Below are 18249 nucleotides of genomic sequence, written 5' to 3'. Positions count from 1 at the left end.
GTTCTGAGAGGGGGTGACGGGTGATCCAGTTCCTGGACAACCGCTCCCCACTCTACTTGAAGAGCGTCACCATCTCCCGCTCGCTCTCGTTCTGCAAGTCTTTCCACCCCAGTCAAGGGTCGCTGCTCTCGGGATCGCTTGCTCCACGCTCCTGGCTGAAACCGGCATTTCAGCGCATCCACCAGGCCTCAAGCTCGCAAGGATGCTTGATGAGCCTCCGGCTCGCCTCCTCCCAAGGGGTTGACAAGTAGACACATTGGTGCGCATCCCGTGGGCAGAACCACATGGTAGATCAGTTACCATTTCTGCCTGTCGTTTCGCCTGGCGCTCGCGTTCATAAACCTCCAGGCGCTCTTGCCGCTCACGTTCCTCCTGTAATTGTGCCTCGCGTTCGCAGCGTCGACGTTCCCATTCCTCATGTTCACGTCGTTGGCGTTCCTCTTTATTCTTCTTGAAACATTGGATGCACATTTTCATCCGCCCATCAGCCCCGTTTTTTTGTGCGATAAAATTCAATGAGGTTTTTCTCTTTGCTGCACTGCGCACATGCCTTCTTGCCTTGTGGCTCCTTAACTTGCTCCATGCCCTTCTCCCGTATTTTCACCGTCCAGGTCGAGATGAGAGGAGGGGCTGCTGACGGGGAGACGTTACCAGTTTGCTGGCTCCCATTCTCTCTCAATCCATAAGGTACACAAACAGATCGTAGGATTTGGCTGCAGGATTATGGTAAATCTCGTGACCAGAGAAGCGAAAAACCTGAAAACCATTTCACTGTAATATTCTATCCCTCGCTCTATCGTTCGAGAATAAAGCTCTACATGAGTAAGGCGGAAACCCTTGAATGACAAAGCCAGGAAGAGAAAAGGGACGTGGAAGCAAAATCGTTACCTCCCACCAGCAGAATGGTTTATGCGTTTCATGGCTCGATAGGTCTGGCAGATGATTCGCGTAAATCAGGTGGCACGTCTCTTGCTCTCATCAACTATTCTTCTTGTTGGAGCACTCGCAGATTACAGGGATGGCCATAGAGAGGAAGATCAAGGCCATGCGAAGAGCCTTCTAGCGTTTTGTCGTATTCCTGCGCCGATGGGGAGAGCTCAAGGATGAGGACGTTCCTGCTTACAGACGATGTAGAGGATCTGTACGTTCCCGAAGGAGACAAGAGGAGGATGTGATGGAAAGAAGGCGATCAATAGACGTCCTTGGAACTCGCGGGCAGCGACGAGCTGAAGCGCGTCTACGTGCAGCCGAGCAGTGTGATGAACCTTCACGAGCAACGACTATGGACAGGCTGAGAGGCAGCGTGCCTCTCTTTCACTGGATGGTGTTCGGTTTAGGGGTGTTACTTCTTGCCACCGCTCTCATCATTGGCATCACCCTTAGCAACACGACACCCTCTTCGAATGCTGAGGAAATGTCGTTCTTCGCCAAGAATAATGCGGCAATGGCCAAAATGATGGTAGGGATGAAGATCAAACCATCTGGTGACGTGGATAGAGACTTCGTCGCCATGATGGTGCCGCATCATCAGGGCGCCATCGACATGGCAAAAGCCGAACTGAGCTATGGGCATAACGAGAAACTCCGCGCCATTGCTCAGGAAATCATCGTCACTCAGCAAGAGGATATTGCTACGATGCGGCTCACACTCGTTGATATTCCTACATCTTCCTCCCAGTTCACCAGCCAGGATGAGGGGCCGTTCTTCGCCAAGAACAATGCGGCAATGGCCAAAATGATGGTAGGGATGAAGATCAAACCATCCGGTGACGTGGATAGAGATTTCGTCGCCATGATGGTGCCGCATCATCAGGGCGCCATCGATATGGCAAAAGCCGAGCTGATGTATGGGAATGATGAGCCTCTTCGCGGCCTTGCTCAGGAAATCATCGCTACCCAGCAGCAGGAGATCGTCGCGATGCAACTCGGCGAGCGTGGGTGACCTCCTTCGTCTGAGTCGTTGTCCCATGAGCTATCTTTGATCAGCATATAACGGCTATCTTCGTATTGTACATTTATGCGGTATCTGTAACAAATAGGAGTATCCGCATGAAACGCAGCTTTTTTAGTATTGTGCTGATTACCATGACCCTGGTTATGGCATCGCTTATTCCCACGGCCTCTGTCTCTCCCCCAATCGCCTGGGCGGGGCAGGTTCCGTTTGGGACACCAACCTCTCCAGATATAGCCCTCAGCCACCGAGACCGCGTCTATACTGCGGACCAATGGTCAAACACCGTCACCGTCACCGATCCGGTCGACAACAAGCTCCTGGGTGTCATTAATCTGGGAGCCCCAACCCCAGCCAATCTCAACCCACTGTATACAGGGCAGTTGCTCGTGCATGGCATGGGCTTCTCACCCGATCATCGCACCCTCCTGGTCGTTTCGATCGCCTCGAATTCCGTTGCCTTCATCGACACGGCAACCAATACCGTGAAACACGTCACCTATGTCGGACGCTCGCCTCATGAAGCGTTCTACACGCCAGATGGGAAGGAGGCCTGGGTGACCGTCCGTGGCGAGAACTACGTCTCCGTTCTTGATGGCGCCACGTATCAGGAGAAGACCCGCATCACCGTGGCGAATGGACCAGGCATGACGATTTTTTCCCCCGATGACAAATACGGCTATGTCTGCTCCTCCTTCACTCCTGAGACCGACGTGATCACGGTCACCGATCACAAGGTTATCAAGCGGATCCCCCAGGCAAGCCCGTTCTGCCCAAATATTGCGGCGACGCCGGACGGTAAACAGGTCTGGTACACATTGAAGGACACGGGTAGGGTGCAGGTGTTCGATGGCCAGCCACCTTTCTCGATGTTGAAAACACTTGACACGGGACCGATTACCAACCATGTCAATATCGTCCACAATGCCCACGGCACGTTTGCCTATATCACCATCGGTGGGCTCAACGAGGTCAAGGTATTCCGCACCGACAACTTCGCTCAAGTCGCGACCATTCCGGTCGGCGCGTTGCCACATGGGATCTGGCCGTCCGGCGATGGAACACGGATCTATGTCGGGCTTGAAAACGGAGATAACCTGGTTGCCATTAATACGCTGACCAACCAGGTGGTAGGGAAAAGCCCGATTGGGCAAGGGTGTCAGGCGATCACGTACGTGCCCAATGCCGTGCCGAGCGGCACTGGTACGCAGGGCCTCACTTCGCTTGGCATCGCTAAACAAGCCACGCATCTCTCGCTCGTGCCACTAAAGAATGGCAAGCCGGCAAAACTGGCAGCCGGGCAGCAAGCCCCTACCAGTGCCTCGCTGTTTGATCAAGGGCAGGTGCAGGTACTGCAAGCAGCCGTGACCGGGCTCGCCCCTAAGCAATCCTATGTGCTTGCGCTCTCCTCAGATCCGAATGGCAACGGCACGCTGGAGCCGCTGGAGGTCTTCACGACGAACGCGGCAGGCGCCGCTATTGTCAACACCGTCGGTCCGATCCGACAAGTCGTGCAGGGGCAGAACAACATGCCACGCCGCTACCTTGTGATCTATCCTGGGACCGCTACGCAGCACGCAACGCCCGTGCAGGTCCAGGCGCAATGAGGAAGAAATGGTGCCATGATAGGGTCACAAGATTACGGCGGGCAAAACATACGCTAAGCCCGCCGTAATCTTGTGACCCCTCAAAGGGGTGTAGATCTCGTTGTTATTTACGCTCTTCTCTGCTGATACCCCAGATGTGAAGCGGTTGGCTCAAGTAGTTTTGTACCAGTGCTCACATTGGGGTAGTGACTCCCTTATATATCACTTCTCAATAGAGTCACTACCCAATCGTTGCCAGCGATTCGTATCCTCTTCGAGATCGTTCACATAGGTATCAATGGTGGAGCGAAATCGAGAGCGTTCCTCTATCCTCTTTTTGTTTTCCTTCTCTATGGCATCCTGCTTTGCATTTTCTCCTGCTCAATACGTCGCTTTTCAGCGGCTCTGGCGAAGCGTTCTCTCATGGCGCGCTCGGTCTCTTCTAGCTCTTCTTCTTGAAACTTTTTTCAATAGACGCTTCGATATCAGCATCTACTGCCTCTAACTCTTTGGCAAGAAGAAGTGAGCCTGCCGCTTCCTGCAATTTTGCTTCCTGAGCAATTAAGGCATCATGTTGAATACTGAAGTCTTCTTCTGTAATCTCATTTTTCTTTCGTCTCGTATGTAGTTCACTCAGATCATAACGAAACTTGCGAGAAATTAAAATCTCAGGCATATTTGCCCCTCCTTATTCTGTGTTTTTTATAGATAAATATATAAAAATCATTTTTTTGCATGTTTTTATCTTATTTGCTTTATTACTCGTTTGAGGAAGCTTGTGAAGGGTGAGGAGAAAAATCTGAGGCATTGAGTATAGGCATGTATTTTCGTTGCGGTTTGCCCATCTCCTTGAAAGACTTGTCTTTTACCAGTATGCTAAAGCACTACTTATACAAGGAGAAGGATAGGCTCGTGCTCTTCCTTCTCAGTCCCATTACACTTCGCTCAATGTGTTCCTGCAATCGACAGCCAGCAGGTTGATCGCCGGTGCAATGAAGCGTCTCAGCATACTGAGCAACTCCATCTATTGGAGGAGGTGAGGCAGGCATTGAGCCAGTTTGAGGGATCTGATGGCCTAGTGGCCCCGGCAGAATTCCTGCTCGGTGCAGAAAGCAAAGAGATGCCCGAAGGCGGCTCGACAAACATGTGAATAACAGGAAGGAGATGCCTGCCCCCATGAGGAAGCTGGCATCTCCTTCCTGTTAGAGGTGCAGGGGTTCGGGTTTCTCTGTCGTTTTTTTGCCACGCAGGGGAATTTCTTTGAGGAAGACGACGACGAGCAGGCCAGCGCAGAGTAGCAGAGTGCAAAGCAGGAAGATCTGGTGAATGCCCTGGGTAAGGCCGATCTTGACAGCTTGCATGAGCTGAATGTAGAGATCCTGGCCCGCTGGACCAAGCGCGGAGAGTCCGGCATGGACGCGGCTCTGCATCTGCTCGGAGAGCAGGATCTGAGGGTTGTCGAAAAAGTGGAGGGTCCCGGCGGGCAAGACCTCTTTGTTGGCATCGGGGAGGGCGCTATGGAAGGCAGGGAGGTAGCTGGCATTCATGACAGAGCCCATGGCGGCAAGGGCGATAGTACCTCCAATGGAGCGGAAGAAGATCAGTGAGGAAGTGGCCTGACCGATCTTATGCGGCAGGGCATTCTGCACGATGAGCGTGTAGAGAGACATGCTGGTTCCCATACCCAGACCAAGCATGATCATAGCGAGGAGCACATCACTGTCGCTGGCATTGATATCCAGGCGCATGAGCAGCCAGGAGCCCGCGATACCAATCAGCATGCCACTAATGGCGGCCCACTTGTAGCGCCCGGTGCGGGCTACGAGCTGACCCGAGATGACGCTGCCTACAACTGAGGTCAGCATCAACGGCGTCAGGACGAGGCCGCTACTGGTAGCGGTGGTGCCCACTACGCCCTGGACAAAGAGCGGGATAAAGAAGGTGCTACCAAAGAGCGCCATGCTAAAGATAACCGTGGCGATGGTCGAGATGGTGAAGATGCCATTGCGAAAGAGCGAAGGCTCAATGATAGGCTGTCCGCCCTCGCGTTGCACAATGGTCTCATAGAGCACGAAGACACAGCCGACGCAGAGAGCCAGGGCGAAGAGTCCCAGGATAATGGGTGAGCTCCAGGCGTACTCCGAGCCAGCCCAGGAGAAACCGAGCAGCAGCGGGAGCGCCGTGGCGATGAGTAATGCCGCGCCCAGGTAGTCAATCTTTGGCTTCTTGCTTGTCTGCTTGAGCGGGGCATGAGGAAGATCAGCACAAGCATTGCCAATAGACCTATGGGCAGATTGACGTAGAAGACCCAGCGCCAGGTCGTATGCTCGGTAATCCAGCCACCTGCCGTGGGACCAACGATAGAGGAGAGGCCCCAGACCGCGCCCGTGACGCCCTGCCACTTGGCACGCTCACGGGGCGCGAAGAGGTCAGCAACGATGGCGATAGCGATAGGCATGAGTGCACCCGCGCCAATGCCCTGGAAGGCGCGAAAGAGCACAAGCTGATCCATCGTCTGCGCTGCCCCGGAGAGTGCGGAACCAGTCAGAAAGATGACGACACCCACCAGGAAGATGGGTTTACGCCCAAAGATATCTGAAAAATTGCCATAGATCGGCACCATCACCGTCGAGGCCAGGAGATAGGAGGTCGAGACCCAGGTATAGCGGTCGAAGCCTTGCAGATCGGCGATAATTCTAGGCGTAGCAGTAGAGACGATAGTTTGGTCCAGAGACGCCAGTAGCATCACCATGAGGACCGCCAACATGGTCAAGAGGGTCTCGCGGGTGGTGTATTGTGGCTCTTGGTAGGTCTCTTCCTGCCTGGTTTCACGTGGCCTGGAAACAGTAGTCATGGGCTTGTATCCCCTTTCTACGCTCTTAGGCCTTCCCTGGCATGACTTTTCGCGCCTGCGGCACTCGCTAGGGAGTGTGTGGAGCTGTCGTTGAAGTAGATGTGTTTCAGGTGCTGGACCAGGTCTTGAACGCCATGTACTCACCAAGGACCAGGCGTTCATAGCTGTGGGGCGAGAGCAGGCTGAAAAAGGTGGCGCTTGTGGGCATTACAGAATCGAAGTCGACACTGACCTTGCCTGCCTCTAGAATGGAGCCGGCGCGCACCGCGAGCTGCACCCACGGGCGCAGCCCCTCCTGCTCACGACTGACCTCAAAGAGGAGCTTCATGTCGACGCTATTGTAGAGTGGCTGGATCTGCTTGATAGAGAAGCCGCCATACATGCACGCCAGGATCGTTTCAAGCTGCTGGCGCGGCAGCATAGTCTCGCTAAGAACCTCATCAATAACGCGTACAAATGTGTCGAAGTTATGCAGAAAGATGGCGAAGACCAGGTCTTCCTTGCTCGGGAAATGCAGATAGACGGTAACTTTAGCAACGCCTACGCGCGCAGCGATCTCATCGATGGAGGAGATATCGTGATACCCTTTCTCGTAGAGTACCTCTTCCGCCGCGCTCAGAATTAGTTGCTCCCGCTCCTGGCGCTGTTTCTCTTTTAAGTCCTGTGTCTGATCGCTCGTTGAGGTTTGTTCCATTGCTCCGCCTCCTCTGACCCTCTCGTCACAATTTTGCATACCGGTCAATCTATAGATCAGTGTACAACGCCCACAAACTCTCCTTAAAGGGAAGTTTCTTCTTGCCGCGTACTAGACTATAGCGTGTCAATATCTTCTTGTCAGACGAAAGAGCATTGGTGGCAGATTGGAGTGAACCCTTTTTGCCGGGTCTGACGCATTTTTGATGACACTCAATGAGTCATTGGGAATGCTGTAATCTGTGGAGCACTACGAGGCTGTACAGCGCTTCGTGAAACAAGGTATGAGTCATCGCGAAATTGCATGGCGATTACAGATGTATCGAGAGTCGGTGATTCGTTATGCGAGAGCAGAGAGCTTTCCTGAAACACCTTCCCACACGTCCTTACGCCTCTTATCTGTTGTCTAGTATAAGAAGTTCACGTATCCTCCTCGCTCTAAATTCCATCCTGAGACCAGTTCCCCCAACAATCATCACGTAACAGAGAAAGGCCAGCAGGCTGATACAAACACTACTTGGGTATCCTGTGTAGAAGCCAATAACAATGCCAAGCCAGGTGAAGACGATACTGAGCAATGCGGCAAGGCCAAGGGCCACAAAAGGACGGTCGACGACCTGGTAGGCAATGGCGGCTGGTAGGAGGAGTAGCGCAAAAACCAGAAGAGCACCTACGGCCAGGGTCGCCTCACTCACCGTGATGGCCAGCAGGACCATAAATCCCAGCCCTAGCAGGCGCACTGGCAAGCCATGAGCCGCTGCCACATCAGGGTCAAGGGAGGCGAAGAGCAAAGGCCTCGCGAACAGTACAAGAACAAGAACAACGCCACTACTCACCAGGGCAATTGTGCTTAGCTGATCCAAAGAAATGCCCAGAATATTGCCAAAGAGCACGGTGACACCCGAGAATCCAGTTCCAGTTCCGCTCACATGTGCTGTGAAGAGGCTCAAAAAGAAGACGCCTACGCCAAAGACCCAGGAGAGGACAGTACCAATCGCGACATCCCTTCCCCGCAAGCGCTCTCCCAGTCCTCCCATCGCAAGCGCGACGATAACAGTGGTGGCAAGTAAGCTGATAAAAGGATTGATGCCGAATGCCGCACCACCCAGCGCACCTGTAAAGGTAACATCGGAAAGGGATTCTCCCGCAAAGGCCAGGTGGCGCAAGACAACAAAGTAGCCCACCAGTCCACAGACAATACTCAAGAGCGTTCCGGCGAGGAAGGCCTGGCGCATAAAGTCGTAGCTGAGCATCACCTGTAGGTCCCGCCAAAGATTGAGGGTAAACGGAGGAAGCATTGTTGTGATGGTCAAACTCATATAAATTCCTCTCTTTGCGAACGAGCATATTGACGGAGAAGCGTCGTTCGAATCAGGCACAAGCCACGGGCCAGGACATAAGTTCCGAAGGCAAGAGTGGTAATGAAAAAGCCGACTGGATAGGGCGTGGCATAGCCAATGGCCAGTCCAATCCAGGCAAAGAGCAGCGCCAGAAGGATGGCCATCAGCACCGCCACCCCTGGCCGAGTCGTTACCTGATGCGCAACCGCTGCGGGCGTCACCAACAGCGCAAAGATGAGCAAGACGCCGATGACCTGGACCGCAACCGCCACCTCCAGCGCCAGCAGCACAAGGAAGCCAAGCGAGAGCGCACTCACTGGGACACCATGCGTCTGCGCCACGTTCTCATCAAGAGAGGCAAAAAAAAGGGGGCGCCCGATACAAAACATGATAAGGAGTAAGAGCAGGGTTGAGCAGGTAATAATCGTCACATCGGTATCACTAATGCCAAGTACATTGCCAAAGAGCACGGTATAGACGCTGCCCGCATACTCGACTGGCGAGAGATGGATGAAGAGAAAGCCCAGCGCCAGTGAGGCTGTAAATACAGCACCGACCGCAATGTCGCTTTGACGATGCTGGCGTGTCGCGCTCGTAAGTGTCCCAATCCCCACAGCGGCAAGCAGACCTGCCAGAAAGAGACCGAGAACTGGCGCGATGCCAAAGAGTGTCGCCCCCGTTGCGCCTGCAAAACCAACGTTGGCCAAGCTATGGCCCGCGAAGCTCTGGTTGCGCAAGACCATAAAGTAGCCCATGACACCCGCCGCTACGGCTACAAGCGTCCCCGCAAGATAGGCGTTTTGCATGAAGTGATAGTGAAACAGGAGTTGGAGATCCGCCACCAGATCCCAGGAGAAGGGATTGGTGTCAGCGAGGACGATGGGCATGATAACTGACCTCCTCTTCAGGCTGTCCAACCACGACAATACGCCCATCACTGGCACGCAGCACCTCAATCGAGGTATTGTAGAGACGCGAAAGCGTCTCCGTGGTAATAACCTCTTCAGGCTTGCCAACTGCGACCTGCCCATGGGCGACATACACCACGCGATCAACCGCCGAGAGAATGGGATTGACATCATGAGCAACCAGGAGCACCGAGGCCTCCGTCTCGCGACTGATCTGCCGGATTACGCCTGCCACCCCTTGCTGGTTGCGTAGATCCAGGCTGTCAAGGGGTTCGTCCAGAGCCAAGAGACGTGGGCGCTTGACCAGGGCCTGGGCGATCAGCAGGCGCTGCTGTTCACCACCAGAGAGCTCGCCAATTGGTCTATCCGCGTATGCGCTCGCACCGACCCGCTCAATAGCCTCCTGCACACGGAACGCAGCTTCACGCTTCTGGCGTGGTTGAACCAATGGCAGTGGGAGTCCCCAATGTGCGCCGTCCAGCCCAAGACGAACGATACTGCGTCCGCGTACATGGACATCGGCCTCAAAATGTCGTCGCTGGGGAACATAGCCGATAGCGGTATGGCCCCGGCGCGCCGGTTGCCCAAGGACGGTAATAGTGCCCTCTGAAAGGGGGAGCAGCCCAAGAATGGCTTTGAGCAACGTTGACTTGCCCGCCCCATTGGGACCCAGAATCGCCAGAAACTCGCCTGGCTGAACTGAGAAATTGACCTGCTGCCAGATTATGCGCCCACCGAGGACGACTGTGGCGTCCCTGACCTGGATAAGAGGCGAGGAAGCGTGTGAAACGGAACCTGAAGCGGATGAAGAGGATATCTCAAACATAATATATCTACCTCTTATTGGAGCGGAAAGCGGAAGCTTTCCGCTCCAATGTGTTATTTACCCGTTGCCTGAGCAAGAGCGTTTTCGATACCTTGAAGTTGTGCTGATTGCCACGCTTCGAAGGAAGCAGTCGGCGGAGTCAGCGTCTCCGTGATGGTAGCAACAGGAATATTGTTAGCCTTCGCCAAGTTGATCAGGGCCAGGATATTATTCGGAGTATTCTGCGAATTGTAGATCAAGACTTTCATCTCTCTCTGCTTGATCTGCTGCTCAACGGTCACTTCATCACCTGCCGTAACATCTTCGCCCTCAGAGACGGCCTTGAGATACGAATAGGGCGTGATCAACTTGAGCCCTAGAGCAGGAGAGAGATAGGAGAAAATACTTTCGGTGGCACCGACCGGTGTATCGCTATACTTCGCTTTGATGTCGGCAATCAGCGTGTGATACTGCCTTAACCCACTTGTGAGAAAGGTTTGTGTTGACTGGTCAAATGTGGCAGCATCTCCTGCGTCAAGCGTTTTCAGATCGTCGCGAATCTTGTTGGCGACACTAGTCACATACTCTGGGTTGTACCACAGATGAGGGTTATCACCCTCTTTCTTGCCATTGAAATCGCCTATATTGAGTTCTTTGCGTCCACTGGCTGGATTGGCCTGCAAAAGCTTCTCTATCCAGGGATCATAGCCCGCCCCATTGAAAATCACATACTGCGCATCGGCCACAACGCGCGCATTGGCTGTCGTTGGCTCATAGCTATGAGGGTCGGCATTGGGATCGACAATCAGGCTGGTCACATGTACATGGCTTCCACCTACCTGTGAGGCAATACTGCCCCAGAAGTTCTCGGCGGCAACCACCTCAATTGTTTTTTTACTACTAGATGAACCTTGAGCGTTAGCCCCACCACAGGCCTCAAGGGCTAGCAGGAAGACGATGCAGAAGAATACAAACGGAAGTGCTGCACGACGTGAGGGAGACATTAGGAATCCTCCTTGAACAAAACGGAAATAGGGAACATAGACAAGCTGTAATCAGGAATAGCGGCCTAGCTTATGAGAATGCTTCAGCTCTTTGCCTGAGAAGCATGTCTTCAACCAAGCTTTTCACGAGCCAGACGATAGTTGCAATTATCGATACAATATATCAATATGCCTCTACAGTACCATTTATTGAGACTCAGTGTCAATAGCTAACGAGACACAATCTCAAAAGTCCTACAATGTTGCCTCTCAATGCAAGTGAATAACACAGCATTCAAAGGATTGCTCTATGTAGCGTTCGGGCAATGTATGACAATTTTTTCATAAATGAGACGCCATATCAATATTGACAGCAAAAAGCCTTGTTTTTCTCTTCTGCCCATGGCATACTCTAGTAACAAATGAGATGTGATCTCATTTACAATACACGTGAAAGTATGTTGGTATGAAAATTGCGTTTGTAGGTAAGGGGGGCAGTGGAAAGACAACATTGTCAGCCCTCTTCTGCCGTTCTCTTGCTTGCTTTCCAGTTCCCATTCTGGCCTTTGATGCCGATATCAATCAGCATCTTGGAGAAGCGCTGGGGCTCTCAGAGCATGAACTGGCACACATCCCTGCATTGGGGCTGGAGATGGAACGAATAAAAGAGTATCTGCGCGGCTCGAATGAGCGCATCCCTCGGGCGTCGGTGATGACAAAAACCACGCCTCCTGGGCGCGGCTCCCGCCTCTGGCGTGTGCGCGAAGACAATGCCCTGCTCTCCTACTTTGGTCGCGATAGCAACGGAGTCAAGCTCCTGGTTACGGGGCCATTCCAGGAGCAAGATCTGGGACTCAAATGCTATCACTCAAAAGTAGGTGCGGTTGAACTGCTCCTCAATCATTGTGTTGAGGGACCAGATGAGTATGTGGTCGTGGACATGACGGCTGGTGCAGATAGTTTTGCTTCTGGTCTCTTTACGCGCTTTGACATCACGTTCCTGGTCGTTGAACCCACCAGGAAATCACTCGGCGTCTACCGTCAGTACGCAGAATATGCACGCGGCTACGACGTGCATTTGCAGGTCATTGCGAACAAGGTTGAGACTGAGGATGATCTCACCTTTGTGCGTAAGTATGTAGAGGAGAATCTCCTCACCTGGTTTGGACGTTCATCGTATGTGCGGGCCATGGAGAAAGGCGAAATCCTCCCGCTAACCGCGCTAGAAGAAGACGCTCAGGTCGCACTTGCAGTCATGAAGCGAGCTGTCGATGGCTGTTCGCAGGATTGGGAGAAATTCTACCGCCAGGCGGTCGAGTTTCATCGTCGAAATGCGCTTGCCTGGATGAATACAAGCCTTGGGGAAGATGTTACCACACAAATCGCCCCCAGCTTTTCCTTGAGTGCTATGCTCACCTCTGTATCGTTGTAAATCGGACAAATGTTCTCTCCATTCTTGAACCAGAGAACATCAGTAGCCAAAAGGAGTATTGCGATGTCTCTTACGGTTTCCCCAACCTTATTGGAGCAAGCCCAGCAGGGTTCCGTCTCACAAAATGATTTTCTTGCCTGTATCAAGGACTCGCTCCCCTATGCCTGGAATCTTATCGAGGAACTGGCAGGCAAGCTCGCACGGAGTGAGGCCAGCTTTGTGGACAATCAGACGCCACCACCTAGCGAGCAGGCGCGTGGTCAACTGCTACGTGTCCTTGCTAGCGACTCTATGCGTACCGCTTTAGAGGACCATTTTGGCGTCAAACTGGCCTTCCAGAATTGTCACCGGGTTGCGCTCTTCCCCAAAGACCATTTTGATCAGGAGAGCTATGAAACATTCATTTCTCCTAGAAGTCAACTCCTTAATCAGAGTCCTGAACTCGTTGACTGTTAATGAAGTCAACGAGGATACCTCAACTGAGAAGTATTCACCTCTCCTGGCTGCCAAATAAATGGAAACTAGTTCATTGGCATAGTTTCGTATGGCATGAAGTTGTCCTAATCCAGGAGAAGCTAAGAACAGAAGGAACACTTCCTTCGCCTAACAATTGAAGTGTTCATCAAGAGAGAACACAAAAGAGGCTGAAGTAAAACAGCATCGCTTCAGCCTCTTCCTCCTGATGCCAGAATCTGGTAAGACAGCGATAACTATTCCCTTTCCCTCTAGATGTCGCTCAGTACGTTTTCTGACTCGCGAGGTTCTAGAACCACAAATTTGTTAAGACAAACGTTCTCTCATCATTGTTCTGATCTGATCACTTCTTCGTAAACATCATTTGCAACGTTAGCTAAAGAGAAGCTAGAGGGGACTGCATCACCCTTCTACATTCGTTTACACAGCAATACTGAGCAGTTCGGCCAGTTCCTTCCGTCTCTCGCAGAAAGTATTGTGTAACTTCGGGCTGCATCAGACGAGAGCAAGTAACTCTAACAATTTGTAGGATAATCAGCACATATCAATATTGCATTTCATTTTGTTGCCTGTAATATTGTTCATCATTTTCTTGCGCAGTATAGATGCGTATACTGGTGCCTATATAGATGCCACCATCAGGACCACTCCACGGTCCATTAGGCCAAAACAGTCTGATAATTAATGCTGTGTTTTTCTTAGGGGCTACAATTTCGTCCAGTATAGCATCATCATCTGTGCCAATCATTCCAAAGCCAATCTTTGCAATAATCGACTCAGAACTCAATAATCTAGGGAATTCGTCTCTTTTAAGGTATTCTGCTACTTGATCTAATGTTTCATCGTTTTTGCAAACATACCATTGGTAATTGTTTAATTCGCGCCTCTCTAGATCTTTATAGCTGTACAAGAGGAGGCATAAATAGCTCATTCTACTAGGTAATTGTTTTTTTTGCTGCCTGGTAAACTGTCCCCACTTTTTATCTTTGCTCTTCATTTTTGCTTGGCATAATATCCCTCGACGATAATCGCCATGTTTTATTAGATATTTCTGGTCTCTTATGATTTGAGGTCTGACGATCATCAAGCCTAAATCTCCACCAGTTTTTCTTTCTGTTGACCTTTTATGGAGGGTGACATCCGCAACTAAACCATTTGCGATCTGTTCTAACGCAGTTTCTAGTATGTCGGGGTAAGCAACCATTAAATCTTTGAGAAACGCAATAGCAATCAATTGGTCATTACTGGCTTTTTCTAAAGCGAAAGCAAATCTCCCATGAAAAAGCTCTGTAATAAACTCTTCCTGCTTATCTGGATAATATTTTTTTATCTCCTGTTGCATCTCAGCCTCAGCCAATCTCCAACAATCATTAATCACTCCTAAAGTTGTCGGTATTTGCAAGATATCATATGAGAGAAAGTTATTTATAGCATGATCCTTTCTTATTTCACTCATCATTCTATACATAACAAATATCACATTATTATGATTGTCTGCTCTTTCGTTTAGGGAATAGCGTTTGACCATCACTTCATGACAAATGGTACCAGTAGGTAGTATCCATGGTTGGAAATGCGAGGTTGGAGGAGCCAGCCTTTCCAGAAAAGCCCGAAGCAAGTCACCTCTCTGTCTCGAAGGTATACGGACCCCTACAATACCAACCCATGTCATTGGCTGCCAAGACCGAAGAACTGATACTAAAGAATTTGTTTCCTCACGATGATGAATACGTTCCTAATGGCAGCGGGGCAAAATGAGGTTGCGTGTCATCGTTATATACCCTAATACACATCCTTTCCATCGCGATCTCTCAATAAACGGTAGAATAAGGAAGAATTAGAGGATACATGAATCGAATTCTTGTAAGAGGTAGCGCTTGATCTCCTCTCAAAGAGTTACTGTATGCTTATCTCTGAAAATTGGTATTGTCATGAAAAGTCTACCATCTGGGAACAATGATAGACTCTCCGTGCTAATGGGAAGCTTTTTGAGCTTCACCCAAAATGCAGTTTTCGGATATGCTCATAGACAGGAGAGAAGAGTGCTTCTTCTCTCCCCCACATCAGTGCCACAATGACAGAAGCTTCTTCGCTCCTTCCTGGATCAATTTTCCCCATACTGACGCTACCTGCTTGCGCAGAATAGAGCTGCGTTGAAGGCGTCTGACCCATGGAAGCGAAAAGCTCCAGGTAGAAAGTCCCCTTCGAGAAGTGAAGGAGAATCGCCAGAAAAGAGCTGAAAGAACGAGCGACTCCAGTTTTGCCCCTCTCCCTCGTTTATTGAGAGAGTACGGAATGATGCTCAATATGAGCCAGATCCACCAGGGTAAGTGAAACAGAATCTCCATCAAAATCCTCCAGTAGGAATGATGGTGCGCACCACAACGAGAGTTCCTAACCGGTCAATCAAAGTATGGGGGAAAAAGCAGGATCAAGGATGTGCCAAAACAGTGCATTTGATGTGCAAAGGGGATATGGATGGCAAACAAAGCGCAATTTGCTGAGCTTCTTGTTACCTATTACGGGCGATGTGGATGGAAACAGAGCGAACTCGCGAAGAGGATGGGCGTGCATCGCAATACTATTGCCTCGTGGGAAAGTGGAACTATCCCCTCAAGAGGCGTTGTCCTCCGACTCGCTGATGAGCTCGTACTTTCTCAAGAGGAACGCAAAGGATTGTTAATTGCAGCAGGGATGAGCATCGAACACTGGCCTGCCGCTTACTGGGACGTTCCCTATCCACGCAATCCCTACTTCATTGGACGTGAAACGGTTTTGGGCTCGTTACGACAAACCCTTGTTCCAGGAGCAAGAACAACCGCGTTAACTCAATCGCTCAGTGGCTTAGGAGGCATTGGCAAGACCCAGGTCGCAGTGGAGTATGCCCATCAATATGGGGAGTATTATGAAGCTGTACTCTGGATACCAGCAGACTCGTTAGCGGTTGCGACAGCAGCGTATCTTCGACTGGCAACCGAGGTATTGGGACTCCCAGAACAGCAAGAGGCGGATCAGCAGATTGCAGCCGTCAAAGGCTGGTTGCAGAAACATTCTGGCTGGTTGCTTATTTTCGATAATGTCGAAGACCCTTATGCCATTCTTTCCACCTTCATTCCAAGTAAACATCAGGGAAGTGTGCTGATTACTACGAGAAGCCGGGAGTTAGGGACGCTGGCTCACAGTGAAATCCTTCCTTTGTTTTCGGAGGAGGATGCCATCCTTTTCCTTCTGCGGCGTTCCAAACGTATCAACAGAAAAGCTCCTGTCACAAAGGCCAGCGCTGATGACATCGTTCTTGCCAGAGAACTGTGTCAGCTTCTGGACCGGCTTCCACTGGCCCTCGATCAAGCGGGAGCATATATTGCCGAGAATAGAAAATCACTGAAGCAATACATTGATCTCTATCACCAGCGTCGGCAGGACCTGCTGGATCGTCGTCAGGCCAAAGACCTGAGCAACATTACTGACCATCCCGATTCGGTCTTCATGACCTTCTGGCTCTCCTGGGAAACGATTCAGGAGCAAAATGCGCTGGCAGGCAAAGCGCTCCAGTTCTGTGCCTTTCTCGCTCCTGATCAGATCCCAGAACCACTTGTGGTTGCAGGGATCACTGCATCTGAGCATCCAAACAATACCTTGGCGACCGATGAGGCGCTTGGACTCCTTTACCGCTATTCATTAGTAGAATGGGCAGAACAGATCCTCTCTCTACATCGTTTAGTGCAGGAAGTAATCCAAGACGTGCTCGCTGAAGAGGAACGACAGCAGTGGATGGGGCAAGCAGTCCACCTTGTCAATGCCGTTTTCCCAAGTGGGGAATATGGAACGTGGTCGGAATGTGAGTTCCTCCTTCCCCATGCGCTCATGTGTGCGAAGTGGATTCTTATCTTGAGACATAAGAAACTGGAAGGAGCACGATTGCTACATGCGATAGCTTACTACTTGGACAAACGCGCTCAGTATGAGGAGGCTGAACCACTCTACCAGCATGCCCTGGCGATTACTCAAGAGCAGTTGGAAACTGATCATCCTGAGATTGGCACCATCTTCAACAATCTGGCGTTACTCTATCTTCATCAGGGTCGCTACGCTGAGGCTGAGCCACTGTATCAGCGTGCTCTGACGATTGCTCAAGAGCAGCTAGGAGCTGACCATCCTCAGACCGGCACCAGCCTCAACAATCTGGCCGAACTTTATCGAGCCCAGGGGCGCTACGCTGAGGCTGAGCCACTGCATCAGCGTGCTCTGACGATTGCTCAAGAGCAGCTAGGAGCTGACCATCCTCAGACCGCAGCCAGCTTCAACAACTTGGCGCTCCTCTATCGAGCCCAGGGTCGCTACGCTGAGGCTGAACCACTTTTCCAGCGTGCCCTAGCGGTTAAGGAAGAGCAGTTGGGAGTTGACCATCCTCAGACCGCCGCTGGCTTCAACAATCTGGCCGAACTTTATCGAGCCCAGGGTCGCTATGCTGAGGCCGAACCACTGTATCAGCGTGCTCTGACGATTGCTCAAGAGCAGTTGGGGGTTGACCATCCTCAGACCGGCACCAGCCTCAGCAATCTGGCGGGACTCTATCGAGCCCAGGGTCGCTACGCTGAGGCTGAGCCACTGTATCAGCGTGCTCTGACGATTGCTCAAGAGCAGCTAGGAGCTGACCATCCTCAGACCGGCACCAGCCTCAACAATCTGGCCGAACTTTATCAAGCCCAGGGGCGCTACGCTGAGGCTGAGCCACTGCATCAGCGTGCTCTGACGATTGCTCAAGAGCAGCTAGGAGCTGACCATCCTGATACCGCTGGCAGCTTCAGCAACCTGGCGGGACTCTATTATGAGCAAGGGCGCTACGCTGAGGCCGAATCGCTTTCTAGGCGCGCCGTGACCATTACTTTCGCATCTTTAGGGAAGGAGCATCCTCAAACACAGCAGATTCTGATGAACCACCTGGCCCTCTTATCACATCTGTATACGAACGGAGATCTGGAGGCACTTCTTCAATTGTTTGCGCAACAAGAGCAGGGCGAAAACAGGGAAAGTGAAGAAACGCAAGAATAGATTGGTTCATCCTAAATTTTTGAGCAACGAATCACAACGCCTGAAGATAACGAATGTGTTTTTTTATTGGGATTATATGCCCAAAGATAGGCAATACTCCTGGTATCGTACGTTAACTATACAAACGTACGATATCAGGAGTATCCCAAGAGTTTACAGAAGCGTACGGAC

General features: G+C 51.4%; 13 protein-coding genes and 3 pseudogenes. 7 read left to right on the top strand and 9 right to left on the bottom strand.

Annotated features, from left to right (window positions below; all coding sequences use genetic code 11):
* Positions 1-20: 20 nt before the first annotated feature.
* The 4 genes and pseudogenes from KTE_RS20250 (at position 21) to KTE_RS20240 (ending at position 3558) form a co-directional block, all read left to right on the top strand.
* Complete coding sequence (locus KTE_RS20250) at positions 21-251, top strand: hypothetical protein (protein ID WP_201384012.1); 231 nt, start codon at positions 21-23, stop codon at positions 249-251.
* Positions 252-1174: 923 nt separating this feature from the next.
* Positions 1175-1582: pseudogene (locus tag KTE_RS49650) on the top strand (DUF305 domain-containing protein); the annotation flags it as partial.
* Between the two features lie 54 nt (positions 1583-1636).
* Positions 1637-1927, top strand: a pseudogene (locus KTE_RS49645) (DUF305 domain-containing protein); the annotation flags it as partial.
* Positions 1928-2049: 122 nt separating this feature from the next.
* Positions 2050-3558: a YncE family protein gene (locus KTE_RS20240; RefSeq protein WP_201384008.1), complete on the top strand. Its 1509-nt coding sequence runs from the start codon at positions 2050-2052 to the stop codon at positions 3556-3558.
* Between the two features lie 421 nt (positions 3559-3979).
* Here KTE_RS20240 and KTE_RS20235 read toward each other — a convergent pair whose 3' ends face one another.
* From KTE_RS20235 to KTE_RS20205, 8 genes and pseudogenes are all read right to left on the bottom strand, one after another.
* Positions 3980-4213: a hypothetical protein gene (locus KTE_RS20235; protein ID WP_201384006.1), complete on the bottom strand. Its 234-nt coding sequence runs from the start codon at positions 4211-4213 to the stop codon at positions 3980-3982.
* A 526-nt stretch (positions 4214-4739) separates the two neighbouring features.
* The gene (locus KTE_RS47610) at positions 4740-5705 is read right to left on the bottom strand and encodes an MFS transporter (protein WP_236600671.1); all 966 of its coding nucleotides are present in this window, start codon (positions 5703-5705) and stop codon (positions 4740-4742) included.
* 107 nt (positions 5706-5812) lie between these two features.
* A pseudogene (locus KTE_RS47605) lies at positions 5813-6283 on the bottom strand (MFS transporter); the annotation flags it as partial.
* Between the two features lie 214 nt (positions 6284-6497).
* Complete coding sequence (locus KTE_RS20225; protein ID WP_201384004.1) at positions 6498-7085, bottom strand: TetR/AcrR family transcriptional regulator; 588 nt, start codon at positions 7083-7085, stop codon at positions 6498-6500.
* Positions 7086-7479: 394 nt separating this feature from the next.
* Entirely contained in the window at positions 7480-8403 is a 924-nt protein-coding gene (locus KTE_RS20220) for a metal ABC transporter permease (protein ID WP_201384002.1), read from the bottom strand.
* On the bottom strand, positions 8400-9311 hold the full coding sequence (locus KTE_RS20215) for a metal ABC transporter permease (protein WP_201384000.1): 912 nt from the start codon (positions 9309-9311) through the stop codon (positions 8400-8402). The genes KTE_RS20220 and KTE_RS20215 overlap by 4 nt, the downstream gene beginning before the upstream one ends.
* Complete coding sequence (locus KTE_RS20210; protein WP_201383998.1) at positions 9292-10158, bottom strand: metal ABC transporter ATP-binding protein; 867 nt, start codon at positions 10156-10158, stop codon at positions 9292-9294. The genes KTE_RS20215 and KTE_RS20210 overlap by 20 nt, the downstream gene beginning before the upstream one ends.
* 53 nt (positions 10159-10211) lie before the next feature.
* On the bottom strand, positions 10212-11141 hold the full coding sequence (locus tag KTE_RS20205) for a metal ABC transporter solute-binding protein, Zn/Mn family (protein WP_201383996.1): 930 nt from the start codon (positions 11139-11141) through the stop codon (positions 10212-10214).
* Positions 11142-11586: 445 nt separating this feature from the next.
* Between KTE_RS20205 and KTE_RS20200 the strand changes: the two genes are divergently transcribed.
* Positions 11587-12552, top strand: coding sequence for an ATP-binding protein (locus tag KTE_RS20200; RefSeq protein WP_201383988.1), 966 nt, complete (start codon positions 11587-11589; stop codon positions 12550-12552).
* A gap of 63 nt (positions 12553-12615) precedes the next feature.
* The gene (locus tag KTE_RS20195) at positions 12616-13008 is read left to right on the top strand and encodes an SCO5389 family protein (RefSeq protein ID WP_201383986.1); all 393 of its coding nucleotides are present in this window, start codon (positions 12616-12618) and stop codon (positions 13006-13008) included.
* A gap of 562 nt (positions 13009-13570) precedes the next feature.
* Here KTE_RS20195 and KTE_RS20190 read toward each other — a convergent pair.
* A complete protein-coding gene (locus tag KTE_RS20190) occupies positions 13571-14644 on the bottom strand; it encodes a hypothetical protein (RefSeq protein ID WP_201383984.1) in 1074 nt (357 codons plus the stop codon).
* 860 nt (positions 14645-15504) lie between these two features.
* On the opposite strand from KTE_RS20190, the gene fxsT reads away from it, so the two are divergent.
* Positions 15505-18078: an FxSxx-COOH system tetratricopeptide repeat protein gene (gene fxsT / locus KTE_RS20185; RefSeq protein ID WP_201383982.1), complete on the top strand. Its 2574-nt coding sequence runs from the start codon at positions 15505-15507 to the stop codon at positions 18076-18078.
* Positions 18079-18249: the final 171 nt, after the last annotated feature.

It is taken from the genome of Ktedonobacter sp. SOSP1-85 (assembly GCF_016587415.1).
In the GTDB taxonomy this organism is placed as follows: Bacteria; Chloroflexota; Ktedonobacteria; order Ktedonobacterales; family Ktedonobacteraceae; genus Ktedonobacter.
The sequence above is the reverse complement of the archived record's forward strand: the minus strand, read 5'-3'. Positions and strand labels throughout refer to the sequence as shown.

Excerpts from the sequence above, each read along its gene's own strand:
- KTE_RS20240 (WP_201384008.1), top strand. The coding sequence starts at position 2,050 with ATGAAACGCAGCTTTTTTAGTATTGTGCTGATTACCATGACCCTGGTT.
- KTE_RS20235 (WP_201384006.1), bottom strand. The coding sequence starts at position 4,213 with ATGCCTGAGATTTTAATTTCTCGCAAGTTTCGTTATGATCTGAGTGAA.
- KTE_RS20225 (WP_201384004.1), bottom strand. The coding sequence starts at position 7,085 with ATGGAACAAACCTCAACGAGCGATCAGACACAGGACTTAAAAGAGAAA.
- KTE_RS20220 (WP_201384002.1), bottom strand. The coding sequence starts at position 8,403 with ATGAGTTTGACCATCACAACAATGCTTCCTCCGTTTACCCTCAATCTT.
- KTE_RS20215 (WP_201384000.1), bottom strand. The coding sequence starts at position 9,311 with ATGCCCATCGTCCTCGCTGACACCAATCCCTTCTCCTGGGATCTGGTG.
- KTE_RS20210 (WP_201383998.1), bottom strand. The coding sequence starts at position 10,158 with ATGTTTGAGATATCCTCTTCATCCGCTTCAGGTTCCGTTTCACACGCT.
- KTE_RS20205 (WP_201383996.1), bottom strand. The coding sequence starts at position 11,141 with ATGTCTCCCTCACGTCGTGCAGCACTTCCGTTTGTATTCTTCTGCATC.
- KTE_RS20200 (WP_201383988.1), top strand. The coding sequence starts at position 11,587 with ATGAAAATTGCGTTTGTAGGTAAGGGGGGCAGTGGAAAGACAACATTG.
- KTE_RS20195 (WP_201383986.1), top strand. The coding sequence starts at position 12,616 with ATGTCTCTTACGGTTTCCCCAACCTTATTGGAGCAAGCCCAGCAGGGT.
- fxsT (WP_201383982.1), top strand. The coding sequence starts at position 15,505 with ATGGCAAACAAAGCGCAATTTGCTGAGCTTCTTGTTACCTATTACGGG.